The sequence below is a fragment of the Nonomuraea aridisoli genome, from assembly GCF_003236395.1.
GTDB classification, from domain to species: domain Bacteria; phylum Actinomycetota; class Actinomycetes; order Streptosporangiales; family Streptosporangiaceae; genus Nonomuraea; species Nonomuraea aridisoli.
Window position 1 is genome coordinate 1 of record NZ_POUD01000247.1, and the last position, 13922, is coordinate 13922.

The following is a 13922-nucleotide window of genomic DNA, read 5'->3' on the forward strand; positions in this document are numbered from 1 at the left end:
GTGGTGGAGCGGAGTGCCGGGGGAGGCTGGCCCGGCGCTGGCCGCCGCCGCGGTCGCGGCGCTGGAGGCGTACGCGACCGCCACCGCCCGGCACGGCCGCGCCGCGCTGGAGGCCGTCGTGGCCGACGGCGCGGACGGCACCCCCACCATGCGCATCGACGTGCTCGTCGAGGACGCCGTCCTGGCCGCGCTCGCTCCGTACGGGGTCAACGTGCTCACCGAGGAGACCGGCTGGGTGGACCACGGGTCGGCGCTGACTCTCGTCCTGGACCCGGTGGACGGGTCGGCCAACGCCGCCGCGGGCGTCCCGCTGTCGGCGTTCTCGGCGGCGGTGGCGCAGGACGGGGTGTTCACCGAGGCGCTGACCGTCTGGCTGGACACCGGCCGCAGCTGGTGGGCGGCGGCCGGCGTGCCGTGCCCGTTGCGGACGACCGGTCGCAGGGAGCTGGCGGGCGCGGCCGTCTCCCTGCTGCGTCCCCACCCGGCCAAGCCCGGGGCGGCGGCGGCCTGGTGGGAGGTGGTCAGAAGGGCGGCCCGCGTCCGCATCCTGTCCACGAGCTGCCTGGAGGGCGCCCTCGTCGCCCAGGGCGCGACGGACGCGTTCGCCGACGCCGGCACCGACACCCACCGCCTGGTGGACATCGCCGCCTCGGTCGTGCTGGCCGAAGCGGCGGGCGGCGCGGTCAGGGACGTCTTCGGCCGTCCCGTCGAGCTGGACACCGACCTCACCAGACGCTGGAGCGGCATCGTCGCGGCCACCCCCGACCTCGCCGACGAGCTGGCCCAGGTCATGCGCCAGGCGTACGAGGACCAGCCCCCCGTCCCGTGACCCCGAGACCGGCGGAGCTCGGGGGCACGGCCGTGACAACCGCCGGCGCGGGTCCTCCCATGTCGGCCTCCGGGCGGGACGCGAGCCCGGACGGCCGATACCGTCGTGTGCCATGGAGATCTGGATCAACCCCGCGTGCTCCAAGTGCCGCTCCGCCCTGTCCGTCCTGGACGCCGAGGCCGCCGAGTACACCGTGCGCCGCTACCTGGATGACCCGCCGGACGAGGCCGAGATCCGCGAGGTCCTGACCCGGCTCGGCCTCGAACCGTGGGACATCGCGCGGACCGGCGAGGCACGGGCGGCCGAGCTGGGCATGGACGCCTGGCCGCGCGACGCGCAGACCCGTGACCGGTGGATCTGCGCGCTGGCGGAGCACCCGATCCTCATCCAGCGGCCGATCATCACGGCCGACGACGGGTCCGCGGTGATCGGCCGATCCGAGGAAGCCGTACGAGACGCGCTCTCCAGGCCGTCCCCGGGGGACGCCGGGGCGTGAGGCCCGCGTGCGGTCACGGGGGCGGGAGCTCGCCTGAGCCCCGCGCCACCAGCTCCACCGGGACCTTCACCCGGCGAGGCGACGGCGCGGGGTTCAGGAGCAGGTCCACGGCGCTGCGGGCGAGGCGGGTCACGTCGTAGCGGACCACCGTCACGCCCGGGTTGAAGACGTCGGCCAGGGCGAAGTCGTCGAACCCCACGTACGCCGGCCTCTCCGGGCGTTCGCGCAGCGCCTGCAGGATGCCGATCGCCGCGCGGTTGTTGGTCGCGAAGAACGCCGTGGGCGGCTCGGGCAGGTCGAGCAGGCGGGTGACCTCCTGCGTCACCCGCCACGGGTCGAACACCCCGCGCACCACCAGCGCCTCGTCGGCCGCCACCCCGGCCGCCGCCAGCGCCGTACGGTAGCCGGTCGCCCGGTCGTGCACGGAGCTCAGCCCGTCGTCGTCGGAGACGAGCGCGATCCTGCGGTGCCCCCGGGCGAGCAGGTGCTCGGTGGCGGCGCGCCCGCCGCGCTCGTCGTCCAGCAGCACGACGTCGGCCCGCGCGAGCCCCGGCGGCACGCGGTCGACGAAGACCGTGGTCAGGCCGGGGTGCCCGGCCAGCCAGGCGTGGTCGGCCGCCGACGGGACGACGATCAGGCAGTCGACGCCGCGCGCGTACATCGACTCGATGAGCACGCGCTCCTTGCCGGGCCGCTCCTCGTACGAGCCGAACACCACCAGCGCCTCGTGCTCCGACGCCGCGGCCTCGACCGCGGCGGCCAGCCGCGAGGAGAACTCGTTGGCCAGGTTCTCCATCACCAGGCCGAGCGTCAGCACGGTCGCGCCCCTGGCCAGCCGGGCGGCGGCCTCGTTGCGACGGTAGCCGAGCGCGCTGATCGCCGCCTGCACCCGCCGCCGCAGCGGGGCCCGGACGTGCGGCTCGCGGTTGACGACGCGGGAGACGGTCTTGAGGCTCACGCCGGCGTGCCGTGCCACGTCCGCCATGGTCGGCCTGCGCGGGGCGGGACGGTCGCCGAGCTCGGGCCTTATGTCCTGCTCTGTCATAGTCTGCCCCCATGCATGATGACGAGTGGATCTGTGGCCGGCTGGGCGAGGACGAGCCCTGGATCCTGGGGGCGGTCAACCCGCCGGTGTTCGAGAACTCGCTGTTCACGTTCGGCTCGGCCGAGGAGCTCGGCGAGGCCATCAGGAACGAGGACGAGCGCTACGTCTACTGGCGCGGCACCAACCCGACCGTCGACCTCGCCCAGCGCAAGCTCGCGGCGCTGGAGCGGGGGGAGCGGGCCAAGTGTTTCGGCTCGGGGATGGGCGCCATCTCGGCGACGATCTCGTCGCTCGTGTCGGCCGGCGACCACGTGCTGGTGCTGGGGGCGGTCTACGGGCCGACCACGCAGTTCCTGCGCTACCTGGAGAAGTACGGGGTCACGCATACGCACGTCGACGACCTCGCGGGATGTGACAGCGCTATCAGGGCGAGCACCCGCCTACTGTACTTCGAGTCGCCGTCCTACATGGCGTACGAGGTGGTCGACATCGCCGAGGTGACCGCGTGGGCGCGGGAGCGGGGCCTGGTGACCGCGATGGACAACACCTGGTCCACGCCGTTGTTCCAGAAGCCGCTGACGATGGGCGTCGACCTCGTGGTGCACTCGTTGTCGAAGTACGTCGGCGGGCACAGCGACCTGGTGGGCGGCGTGGTCGTGGGGCCGGCCCGGCTGATCAGGCCGCTGGCGCTGACCGAGTACCAGCTGTACGGGGCCGCCATGTCGCCGCACGACGCGGCCAAGGTGATCAAGGGCCTGCGCACGCTGCCCGTACGGATGGCCGCCCACCAGGAGCGGGGCCTGGCCGTGGCCGCGTTCCTGGAGCGGCACCCGGCGGTCCGCTCGGTGAACCATCCCGGGCTGCCCTCGCATCCCGGGCACGCCATCGCGCTGCGCCAGATGTCGGGCTTCTCCAGCCTGTTCAGCTTCGTGCTCGACACCGACTCGCGGCAGGAAGTCGGTGCTTTCCTCGATAAATTGCGACATTTCAGGATCGGGGTGTCGTGGGGTGGGTTCGAGAGCCTGGTGAACGCGCCCGCGCTGACCGTCGAGGAGAGCGTCCGGGCCACCATGGGCGTCCCCGTCGGCCTCGTCCGCCTCTCGGTCGGCCTCGAACCGGCCGACACCTTGATCAAGGACCTCGACCTGGCGCTGGAGACCTTGGCATAAATCACATGATTGACCGTGGGAGGGGCGAAACGTAGCGTGATTTGACAGCGCTGTCTGTACAACGCTGGAGGCTCGTCATGAAAAAGCCCCTCCTGTCCGTCGCGGCCGCCGCCATGCTGGTGCTCGCGGGTTGCGGCTCCGGCTCCTCGTCCTCCTCCTCGGAGATCCGGCTCCGCATGATCGAGAGCCTGACCAGTCCAGAACGTACGAAGCTCATCAAGTCCCTGATCGCCGGCTTCGAGCAGGCCAACCCGGGCGTCACTGTCGAGCTCATCTCCCCGCCCCTCGACAGCGCCGACCAGAAGATCACCCAGATCCTGCAGACGAAGAAGGACCTGGACGTGCTGGAGGTACGCGACCACACGGCCAAGTCCTTCTCCAACAACGGCTGGCTGGCCGAGCTGCCCACCGACGCCTGGCCCGGCTGGTCGGACCTGACGGAATTGGCCCAGACGAAGGCCGTCGAGGTCGGCGGCAAGGCGTACCTGATCCCGTACGGCTTCTACCAGCGCACGCTGTTCTACCGCACGGACTTCGGCATGACGCGGCCCCCCACCACGTGGCAGGAGCTGTACGAGGCCGGCAAGCGGATGACCACGGGCGACCGGTACGGCTACGCCTTCCGCGGCGGCAAGGGCGGCGCGGACTACGCGGTCATGATGATCAGCGCGTACAACGGCGAGGCCCTGGACCCCGTGAAGTCCTTCTACCTCAAGGACAAGCGGACGATCTTCGCCACCCCCGAGGCGGCCCAGGCGCTCGACCTCTTCGTCAAGATCTTCAAGGAGGCGTCGCCGCCCGACTCGGTGGCCTGGGGCTTCCCCGAGATGGTGCAGGGCTTCACCTCGGGCGTCACCGGCATGCTCATCCAGGACCCCGAGGTGATCAGGACCGTCGAGGAGAGCGGCCTCGCCAACTGGTCCACCGCCCCCATCCCCAAGGGCCCGACCGGGTACGCCTTCCAGCCCGTCGGCTACGCCGGCTGGGGCGTGACCTCCTTCACCCGGCACCGGAACGAGGCCGTCAAGCTGGTGCAGTACCTGTCGGAGGCCGAGCAGAGCATCGCCTTCGCCAAGGGCAACTCCCTCATCCCGATCTCGAAGCAGGCCCAGGACGACCCGCAGTTCTCGCAGGGCGCGTGGAAGGCGTACCTGGAGGCGCAGCAGGACCCGAAGCAGGTGACGACGATCAGGCCGGTGGACTACCCGGGCTGGAGCCGGTTCACCGTCGACTCCGACCGCGACATCCAGGCCCTGATCACCGGCAAGACCACCGTCGCCGAGGTGCTCGGCAGGTGGGACGCCTTCTGGACGGACCAGGCCGGGAAGGTCTCTTGAGCGCGCCGCGCGTCTTCACCGCGCGCCGGGCCGCGTTCGTCGGGCTGTGCCTGCTGCCCGGCGCGGTGTTCGTGGCCGTGTTCACGTACTACCCGGTGATCCGGGGCGCGGTGATCGCTTTTCAGCGCTACAACCTGTTCGACCTGACCTCGACGCCGTTCGTCGGCCTGGAGAACTTCCGGGCGGTCCTCGGCGAGGACCGGTTCTGGACGGCGCTGCGCAACACCGGCACGTGGGTCGTCGTGTCGCTGTTCTTCCAGTTCTTCCTCGGCTTCGGGCTGGCGCTGCTGCTGCGCCGCCACTTCCGCGGCCGGGGGCTCTACCAGGCGTGGGTGTTCTTCCCGTGGGCCATGTCGGGGTTCCTCATCGGCCTGCTGTGGCGCTGGATGTTCAACGGGCAGTTCGGCGTGATCAACGACCTGCTGCTCAAGGCGGACGTCATCGACGAGCGCATCGGCTTCCTGGCCACCCCCGGCTGGGCGATGACCTCGGTCATCGTGGCCAACATCTGGTACGGCGTCACGTTCTTCGCCATCATGATCATGGCCGCGCTGCAGTCGGTGCCGAGGGAGTTGTACGAGGCCGCCGCGGTGGACGGCGCCGCGCGGCTGCGGCAGTTCTGGCACGTGACGCTGCCGCACATCCGGCCCACCCTGGCGCTGATCGTGCTGCTGCGGATCATCTGGATCCTCAACTTCCCCGACCTCATCTACGCCATGACCGGCGGCGGCCCGGCCGGCAGCACCGACATCATCACGACCTTCCTCATCCAGCAGGTCACCGGCGGCGACTACGGCCGGGCGGGCGCGGTGGGCCTGCTCGTGCTCGGCCTGCTGCTGTCCTTCAGCGTCTTCTACCTGAACGCCACCCGCTTCGAGAGGTCCAGATGAGGCGCCTCGCGACCGCGGCCAAGGTCGTCGTGCTCGGCGTCTGGCTGCTGGTGACCCTGTTCCCGCTCTACTGGATCGTCGTCACCTCGCTCAAGCCGCAGCCGGAGATCTTCTCGCTGCCGCTGCGCTACTGGCCGGGCGAGGTGACGTTCGAGCACTACGAGGAGCTGTTCTCGTTCGCCGACTTCGGCACGTACCTGGCCAACTCGCTGATCGTGTCGCTGGTCGCGGCGGCGGTGGTGACGGTGATCGGGGTGCTCGGCGGCTACACGCTGGCCCGCTTCTCCTTCCCCGGGCGCGGGGCGGTGATGCTGGCGTACCTGGTCACCCAGATGATCCCGCTGTTCATCGCGCTCGCGCCGCTGTACCTGCTGATGTCGGATCTCGACCTGCTCAACCGGCTCGCCGGGCTGATGCTGGTGTACGTGGCGATGCTGGTGCCGTTCGCGACGATCATCATGCGCGGCTTCTACGAGCGGGTGCCGGTGGCGCTGGAGGAGGCGGCCCAGGTGGACGGGGCCTCGCGGCTGGGCGCGATGGTGCGGGTGGTGATCCCGGTCATGCTGCCGGGGATCGCGGCGACGTTCATCTTCGGGTTCGTGCAGTGCTGGAACGAGCTCTTCCTGGCGATCACGTTCATCGACAGCGAGGACGCCAAGACCATCCCCGTGGCCATGAACTCGTTCATCACCCAGTACGACATCGACTGGGGCTCCATGGCGGCGGCCACGGTGGTCTCGGTGGTGCCGACGCTCGTCCTCTTCGCGGCCATCCGGCGCTACATCGTCGAGGGGCTCACCGCCGGGGCGGTGAAGGGCTGAACGGCATGACCGACCGCTCGTCGCGCGATACGGACCTTTCATCGCACGCCACCCCCAACTAATCGCCCGCCCGCAGCGGCTCGCCGAACAACGCCGTCACGGGCCTCCACGACGGGTAGGTTGCGCTCTTACGTTGGGCGTGATCCGCATCACAGTGGAGGTCTCGTGACGACCAAAGAACATGACGCATCGGTCTATGAACAAGTACAGGAGAGCAGCGAGTTCCAGGACCTGAAACGGCGATTCCGCCGCTGGACGTTCCCCATGACCGTGGCGTTCCTGGCGTGGTATCTGCTCTACGTGGTGCTGTCCGGCTGGGCGCGCGGCTTCATGGCGATCGAGGTGCTCGGCCACATCAACGTCGGGCTGATCCTCGGCTTGTTGCAGTTCGTCTCGACCTTCCTCATCGCCTGGGCGTACTCCAGGCACGCCGAGAGGAAGCTCGACCCGATCGCCGACAAGCTCCGCCACGAGGTTGAGGAGAAGTCCAAGTGAGCTCGACCACCCTGGGGATGATCCTCTTCCTCGCCTTCGTGGCCGCCACGCTGGGGATCACGTTCTGGGCCAGCCGCCAGACCAAGACGGCGGCCGACTACTACGCGGGCGGCCGGTCGTTCAGCGGCGTGCAGAACGGCCTGGCCATCGGCGGCGACTACATGTCGGCCGCCTCCTTCCTCGGCATCGCGGGCATCATCGCGCTGTCCGGCTACGACGGGTTCCTGTACTCGATCGGCTTCCTGGTGGCGTGGCTGGTCGCGCTGCTGCTGGTCGCCGAGCTGATGCGGAACTCCGGCAAGTTCACCATGGCCGACGTGCTGGCGTTCCGGATGAGCCCCCGCCCGGTCCGCACGGCGGCCGGCGTGTCCACGATCGTGGTCAGCATCTTCTACCTGCTGGCCCAGATGGTCGGCGCGGGCGCGCTGGTCGGCCTGCTGCTCGGCATCACCGGCGACGCGGGCAAGGCGTGGACGATCGTCGGCGTCGGCGCCCTGATGATCGTGTACGTGGTGTTCGGCGGCATGAAGGGCACCACCTGGGTCCAGATCGTCAAGGCCGTGCTGCTCATGGGCGGCGCCGCGCTGGTGACGCTGCTCGTGCTGGCCAACTTCGGCTTCAACCTCTCGGCCCTGCTCGGCCAGGCGGCGACGGTCAGCGGCCCCGAGGCCAACCCGCAGAGCTTCCTCAGCCCCGGCCTGAAGTACGGCACCGAGGCGCAGGGCCTGGCCGGCAAGATCGACCTCATCAGCCTGGGCCTGGCGCTCGTGCTCGGCACGGCCGGTCTGCCGCACATCCTCATCCGCTTCTACACCGTCCCCACCGCGAAGGACGCCCGCAAGTCCGTCCTGTGGGGCATCGGCATCATCGGTGTGTTCTACCTGCTCACCCTGGTCCTCGGCTTCGGCGCGGCGGCCCTGGTCGGCAGGGAGGCCATCGCCGCGGGCGACGCGGCGGGCAACACGGCCGCGCCGATGCTGGCCCAGCAGATCGGGCAGGAGATCTTCGGCGACGTCGGCGGCACGATCCTGCTCGCGCTCATCGGCGCGGTCGCCTTCGCCACGATCCTGGCCGTGGTCGCCGGGCTCACGCTCGCCTCCTCCTCCAGCTTCGCCCACGACCTGTACGCGCACGTCTTCAAGCGCGGCCAGGCCAGCGAGCGGCAGGAAGTCGTCGTGGCCCGCGTCTCCGCCTTCGTCATCGGCGCGGTGGCGATCGGCCTCGGCATCCTCGCCCAGGGACAGAACGTGGCCTTCCTGGTGGCGCTGGCGTTCGCGGTGGCGGCCTCGGGCAACCTGCCGGCGATCCTCTACAGCCTGTTCTGGAAGAGGTTCAACACCGCCGGCGCGGTCTCGGCCATCTACGGCGGCCTGGTCTCCGCCCTGCTGCTGGTGATCTTCTCGCCGGTCGTGTCGGGCTCGGAGACGGCGCTGTTCAAGACGGCCGACTTCGCCTGGTTCCCGCTGAGCAACCCCGGCATCATCTCGATCCCGCTGGGCTTCCTGTGCGGCTGGATCGGCACGGTCCTCAGCAAGGAGTACAACGCCGCCAAGTACGCCGAGATCGAGGTGCGCTCGCTCACCGGCGTCGGCGCGGAGAAGGCCAGCGAACACTAGACCTTCCTCCCAGCAAGGCGCCCGTTCCCTGCCCCGGGGGCGCCTGCACGCAGAGGGCCCGGCCGCGACGCGCGGCCGGGCCCTCTCGCGTGTACGGAAGTCCCGGCCGGGAAGATGGTGTGGGCGTTCCAGGGCGGTGTCCCACATCGCCGCGGCCACTTAACGACACGGAAACGCAGTGATATGAGTGGTTGACGGGATTTCAGCGGTATGGGTACGTTCTCAGATGTGTGAACGTTGCCACACCGGCCTGGCGCCACGTGGCCGTCATCAGCCTGCCTCGTGCCCCGCTTGATCAGTGTGGAGGCGTAACCCCCATGAGAAGCCCGTTCGTCCGCTGGTCCGTCCTGTCGGTGTCGCTGGCGCTGGCGCTCACCTCCTGTGCCAAGGGCACCGGCGGCGCGTCCGCGCCCGCACCGTCGGCCGGCCAGTTCAACCCCGGCGCCACCTTCGACGGCACCATCACCGTCATGGGCTTCGGCGCCACCGACGAGATCGGCTCGACCCGCGTCGAGCTGGCCGAGAAGGCGCTGGGCGGCGCGGAGGTGAAGCTCGTCGAAGGCGACCTCGACATCCAGCAGTTCCTGTCGTCCGTGGCCGCCGGCGATCCGCCGGACGTGATCTACGCCAACCGCGACCAGATCGGCACGTTCGCCTCCCGGGGCGCCATCGTGCCGCTGACCGCCTGCATCCAGGGCGAGCAGATCGACACCTCGATGTACAACAAGAACGCCCTCGCACAGGTCACCTTCGGCAACGAGATCTGGGGCATCCCCGAGTTCAACCAGGTCCAGATCACGATGGCCAACGCCGACCTGCTCAAGGACGCCGGGCTGGCCATCGAGGACGTCAACGGCTCCAGCTGGGAGAAGGTCACCGCCGCCGCGAAGAAGTTGTACAAGGCGCCCGGCGGCAAGCTGCGGGTGGTCGGCTTCGACAGCAAGCTGCCGGAGTTCCTGCCGCTGTGGGCCAAGGCCAACGGCGCCGACCTGCTGTCCGCCGACGGCAGGACCGCCCAGCTCAACAGCCCTCAGGTGGTGCAGGCGCTGGAGTTCGCCGTCGGCGTCTACGACGCCCAGGGCGGCTTCGCCAAGGTCAAGGCGTTGCGCGACTCGGCCGACTTCTTCGGCAAGGGCAACCAGTTCGCCTCCGGTGAGCTGGGCGCGATGCCGATGGAGCAGTGGTACGTCAACGTGCTCAACGACGTCTCGCCCAAGGCGCCGCTGGTGTTCGACACCTTCCGCACCCAGCAGGGCGAGCCGCTGGCGTACTCCTCCGGCTCCTCCTGGGCCGTCCCGCGCGGCGCCAAGAACCCCGGCGCCGCCTGCCGCTTCGCCAAGACCATGACGCTCGTCGAGTCGTGGAAGGCCGCCGCCGAGGCCCGCCTGGCGGAGCGGAAGAAGGAGAACAAGCCGTTCACCGGCGTCCTCACCGGCAACGTCAAGGCCGACGAGGAGATCGAGAAGATGCTGACCTCGGGCGGCGAGCCCTGGGACTCGGGCGTCAAGGCCTTCTACGAGGCCAACGACCACACCTTCAGCCTCCCGGCCAACCCGGCCGACTCCGAGTTCAAGACCGCCTGGCAGGACGCGGTGAACCGGGTGCTCAACGGCCAGGAGGAGCCCAAGGAGGCGCTCGACAGAGCCCAGCAGGACGCGCAGGCGGCCCTGGACAAGGCATGGGCGAGCTGGACGAAGCGTACGAACTGACATGGCCTCCACCCGGACACCGCGCCGGCGGACCATGCGGTTCATCGAGACCCGGGCGGCGCTGCTGTTCATCAGCCCCTGGCTCATCGGGTTCCTGATCTTCACCGCCTGGCCCGTCATCAACAGCGCGTACCTGTCGCTGACCGACTACGACGTCATCAACGACCCGAACTTCGTCGGCTTCGACAACTACGTGACCCTCTTCGAGGATCCGAAGGTCGGGCTCGCGCTGCGTAACACGTTCATCTACACCGTGATGTCGGTGCCGGCCCAGCTGATCGTCTCCCTCGGCCTCGCGCTGCTGCTCAACAGCGCGACGAAGGCCAGCGGCTTCTTCCGCACGGCCTTCTTCCTGCCGAAGATGACGCCGCCGGTCGCGATCGGCATCCTGCTGCTGATGCTGTTCAACGGCCAGAGCGGCCTGGTCAACGGCTTCCTCGGCGTCTTCGGCATCGACGGCCCGGCCTGGACGACCGACCCCGACTGGATCAAACCGGGCCTGGTCCTGATGAACCTGTGGACGGTCGGCTCGTCGGTGGTCATCATGCTGGCCGCGCTGCGCGGCGTCCCCCAGGAGCTGTACGACTCCGCCCTCGTCGACGGGGCCGGCTGGTGGAAGCGCACGCTGCGGATCACCGTGCCGATGATCAGCCCCACGCTGTTCTTCCTGTTCATCGTGGACAGCATCAACGCCCTGCAGTCGTTCACCGAGGCGTACACCGCCTTCTTCGGCTCCGGCAACACCACCTACAGCAACGACGCGGCGCTGTTCTACGCGATCTACCTGTTCCAGCAGGCCTTCGAGTTCCTGCACATGGGGTACGCCTCGGCGCTGGCCTGGCTGCTGTTCATCGTGATCATGGCCATCACGGCCGTGCAGATGCTGGTGACCAGGCGGTTCGTCCACTACGAAGGGGGCAACCCGTGAGGCGGCTCGGCAAGGTCCTCGTCTGGGCGGCGCTGATCGCCTTCACCGTCGCCTTCATCTACCCGTTCATCTGGTTGCTCAGCGCGTCGTTCAAGCCGCGCAGCGAGGTGTTCGACCACCGAATCCTGCCGGAGACGTTCACCTTCGACAACTACATCCAGGTGTGGCACGAGGCGCCGCTGGCGTTGTGGATGTTCAACACGCTGCTGGTGACCGTGCTGGCCGCAGTGGCCGTGACGATCACCAGCGCCATGGTGGCGTGGGGGTTCGCCTACTTCCGCTTCCCCGGCAGGGGCCCGCTGTTCGGGCTGGTGCTGGCCACCATGATGCTGCCGGGCGCCGTCACCATGATCCCGGTCTTCCTCATCTGGAACTCCCTCGGCATGGTCGGCACCCTCACCCCGCTGTGGGCGCAGAACCTGTTCGGCAGCGCGTTCTACATCTTCCTGCTGCGGCAGTTCTTCCTCGGGCTGCCGCGCGAGCCGTTCGAGGCGGCGAAGATCGACGGGGCGAACAACTGGCGCATCTTCACCCGCATCGCGCTGCCCTTGTGCAAACCGGCGGTCGTGGTGACGCTGCTGTTCGAGTTCCAGGCGGCGTGGACGGACCTCATGCGGCCGCTCATCTACCTGCGCGACTCCACCACCTTCACCGTGCCGCGCGGGCTGAAGGCGCTGCTCGACCAGTTCGGCTTCGGCGGGGAGTGGCACTGGGAGATCGTCATGACCGCCAGCGTGATCACCACCATCCCGATGATCATCCTGTTCTTCATCGGCCAGAAGCACTTCGTCAAGGGCATCGCGACCACCGGCGGCAAATGATGAGTTTTCCCGAAGGGTTCCTGTGGGGCGCGGGCACGTCCGCGTACCAGATCGAGGGCCACCACGGCCGCGGCGAGTCGGTGTGGGACGTGTTCTGCCGGCGGCCCGGCGCGGTCGAGGGCGGCGGCGACGGCTCGCGGGCCTGCGACTCGTTCCTGCGCTGGCGCGAGGACGTCGCGCTGGTCGGGGAGCTGGGGCTCACCGCGTACCGCTTCTCGACCGGCTGGTCGCGGGTCATGCCGGACGGCGCGCACCCCGACCCCAAGGCGCTCGACCACTACGAGCGCTTCACCGACGCGCTGCTGGAGGCGGGCGCCGAGCCGGTGCTCACGCTCAACCACTGGGACATGCCCGCGTCCCTGACCTGGGCCGAACGCTCCACGGTGGACGCCTTCGCCGCCTACGCCGAGGCGGTCGCGGGCCGGCTGGCCGACCGCGTCACCTGGTGGATCACCCAGAACGAGCCGTGGATCATCGCGCTGCTCGGCTACCAGCTCGGCCTGCACGCCCCCGGCGTCGCCGACCTGGGCACGGCGGTCAGGGCCGGCCACCACGTGCTGCTCGGTCACGGCGCGGCGGCCGACGTGCTGCACGCGCACCCGGGGACGAAGGCGGGCGCGGCGCTCAGCCTCTTCCCCTGCGACCCGGCCACCGGCAGCGCTGAGGACCGGGCGGCGGCCGAGGGCAGCGACGGCTACGTCAACCGCTGGTACCTCGACCCGCTGCTCGGCGACGGCTACCCCGCCGACATGCGGGCGCACTGGGAGCGGGCGCTCGGCCACGGGCTCGACTTCGTCCGCGACGGCGACGAGGCCGCCATCGGGGGCCGCAGCGACTTCCTGGGCGTCAACTACTACACCCGGCGCGTCATGGCCGCCGCACCGCCCGACCCGTTCCCCTGGCGGGTGGTCGGGCCCACCGGCGACGTGGCCAGGACCGACGAGGGCTGGGAGATCAGCCCCGGCTCGCTGCGCGACCTGCTCGCCGGGCTGAGCCGCCGCTTCCCCGGCACCCCGCTCATGGTCACCGAGAACGGCGGCGTCTTCGGCGACGCCCCCACCCACGACGGGCAGGTGCACGACACCCGCAGGATCGCCTTCCTGCGCGACCACGTCGAGGCCGTCCGCCAGGCCCTGGAGGCGGGCGCCGACGTGCGCGGATACCTGCACTGGTCGCTCATCGACAACTTCGAGTGGGCGCTCGGCTACCGGCCCAGGTTCGGGCTCGTCCACGTCGACCACGCCACCGGCACGCGTACCGTCAAGGACTCCGGGCGCTACTACGCCCGGCTCATCGCCGCGGGCGGCGCCGCCCCCGCCCTGCCCAGGATCGAGGCTTTCGGTTAACCCATGCGGATCACCACCACGGACGCGGCCTACCACCTGGACAGCGGCCACTACCACCTGACCGTCTCGCGTACCGACCCCAGCGCGGAGCTGGAAGGCTGGATGACGCTCAGCCTGATCGCCTCGGCGCACACCAGGGGCGGGCGCGACGAGACGTACGAGACCCTGCCGCCCGTGCTCGCCGAGCGCGGCGACGTCGCGGTCTTCGACTTCCCGCAGCGCAGCACCGAGTGGGACAGCAAGATCGTCCGGCTCACCTGCACGCCCGAGACGATCGCGGTCGAGGTGCGGATCGAGGGCCACGGCGTGCTCGGCGACGTGACGCTGCTCGGCGGGCGGGCCGTGCTCAACACCCGCGCGTCCGGAGTGTTCCGGTCGGGCGTGCACGCGCGTGGCGTCTTCAGCCCCACTCCCGCCCAC

Annotated in this window: 14 protein-coding genes; 13 read left to right on the forward strand and 1 reads right to left on the reverse strand. The window is 69.8% G+C overall.

Going from position 1 to position 13922, the window contains the following annotated elements; all coding sequences use genetic code 11:
• Positions 1-829, forward strand: an 829-nt coding sequence (locus C1J01_RS37765) for an inositol monophosphatase family protein (protein ID WP_220040282.1), incomplete at its 5' end; no start/stop codon positions are given.
• A gap of 112 nt (positions 830-941) precedes the next feature.
• Entirely contained in the window at positions 942-1325 is a 384-nt protein-coding gene (locus C1J01_RS37770) for an arsenate reductase family protein (protein ID WP_111183762.1), read from the forward strand.
• Positions 1326-1338: 13 nt separating this feature from the next.
• On the opposite strand, the gene C1J01_RS37775 is transcribed toward C1J01_RS37770, so the two are convergent.
• Complete coding sequence (locus C1J01_RS37775; RefSeq protein ID WP_111183763.1) at positions 1339-2370, reverse strand: LacI family DNA-binding transcriptional regulator; 1032 nt, start codon at positions 2368-2370, stop codon at positions 1339-1341.
• A gap of 11 nt (positions 2371-2381) precedes the next feature.
• On the opposite strand from C1J01_RS37775, the gene C1J01_RS37780 reads away from it, so the two are divergent.
• From C1J01_RS37780 to C1J01_RS37830, 11 genes are all read left to right on the forward strand, one after another.
• Entirely contained in the window at positions 2382-3539 is a 1158-nt protein-coding gene (locus C1J01_RS37780) for a trans-sulfuration enzyme family protein (protein ID WP_111183764.1), read from the forward strand.
• Between the two features lie 77 nt (positions 3540-3616).
• Complete coding sequence (locus tag C1J01_RS37785; RefSeq protein WP_111183765.1) at positions 3617-4876, forward strand: ABC transporter substrate-binding protein; 1260 nt, start codon at positions 3617-3619, stop codon at positions 4874-4876.
• Positions 4873-5766 carry a carbohydrate ABC transporter permease gene (locus tag C1J01_RS37790; protein ID WP_220040283.1) on the forward strand — a complete coding sequence of 298 codons (894 nt, stop codon included), beginning with the start codon at positions 4873-4875 and terminating at the stop codon, positions 5764-5766. Before C1J01_RS37785 ends, C1J01_RS37790 begins: the two co-directional genes overlap by 4 nt.
• Positions 5763-6587 carry a carbohydrate ABC transporter permease gene (locus C1J01_RS37795; protein ID WP_111183767.1) on the forward strand — a complete coding sequence of 275 codons (825 nt, stop codon included), beginning with the start codon at positions 5763-5765 and terminating at the stop codon, positions 6585-6587. Before C1J01_RS37790 ends, C1J01_RS37795 begins: the two co-directional genes overlap by 4 nt.
• 165 nt (positions 6588-6752) lie before the next feature.
• Positions 6753-7082: a DUF485 domain-containing protein gene (locus C1J01_RS37800; RefSeq protein ID WP_111183768.1), complete on the forward strand. Its 330-nt coding sequence runs from the start codon at positions 6753-6755 to the stop codon at positions 7080-7082.
• On the forward strand, positions 7079-8698 hold the full coding sequence (locus C1J01_RS37805; protein WP_220040284.1) for a monocarboxylic acid transporter: 1620 nt from the start codon (positions 7079-7081) through the stop codon (positions 8696-8698). The genes C1J01_RS37800 and C1J01_RS37805 overlap by 4 nt, the downstream gene beginning before the upstream one ends.
• Positions 8699-9015: 317 nt before the next feature.
• Positions 9016-10407, forward strand: coding sequence for an ABC transporter substrate-binding protein (locus C1J01_RS37810; RefSeq protein WP_111183769.1), 1392 nt, complete (start codon positions 9016-9018; stop codon positions 10405-10407).
• A 1-nt stretch (position 10408) separates the two neighbouring features.
• Positions 10409-11335, forward strand: a complete 927-nt coding sequence (locus C1J01_RS37815) for a carbohydrate ABC transporter permease (RefSeq protein WP_220040285.1) — start codon at positions 10409-10411, stop codon at positions 11333-11335.
• Positions 11332-12156 carry a carbohydrate ABC transporter permease gene (locus C1J01_RS37820; RefSeq protein ID WP_220040286.1) on the forward strand — a complete coding sequence of 275 codons (825 nt, stop codon included), beginning with the start codon at positions 11332-11334 and terminating at the stop codon, positions 12154-12156. The genes C1J01_RS37815 and C1J01_RS37820 overlap by 4 nt, the downstream gene beginning before the upstream one ends.
• Entirely contained in the window at positions 12153-13502 is a 1350-nt protein-coding gene (locus C1J01_RS37825) for a glycoside hydrolase family 1 protein (protein ID WP_111183770.1), read from the forward strand. Before C1J01_RS37820 ends, C1J01_RS37825 begins: the two co-directional genes overlap by 4 nt.
• 3 nt (positions 13503-13505) lie before the next feature.
• Positions 13506-13922: hypothetical protein (locus C1J01_RS37830; RefSeq protein WP_220040287.1), on the forward strand; the 417-nt coding region annotated here is incomplete at its 3' end.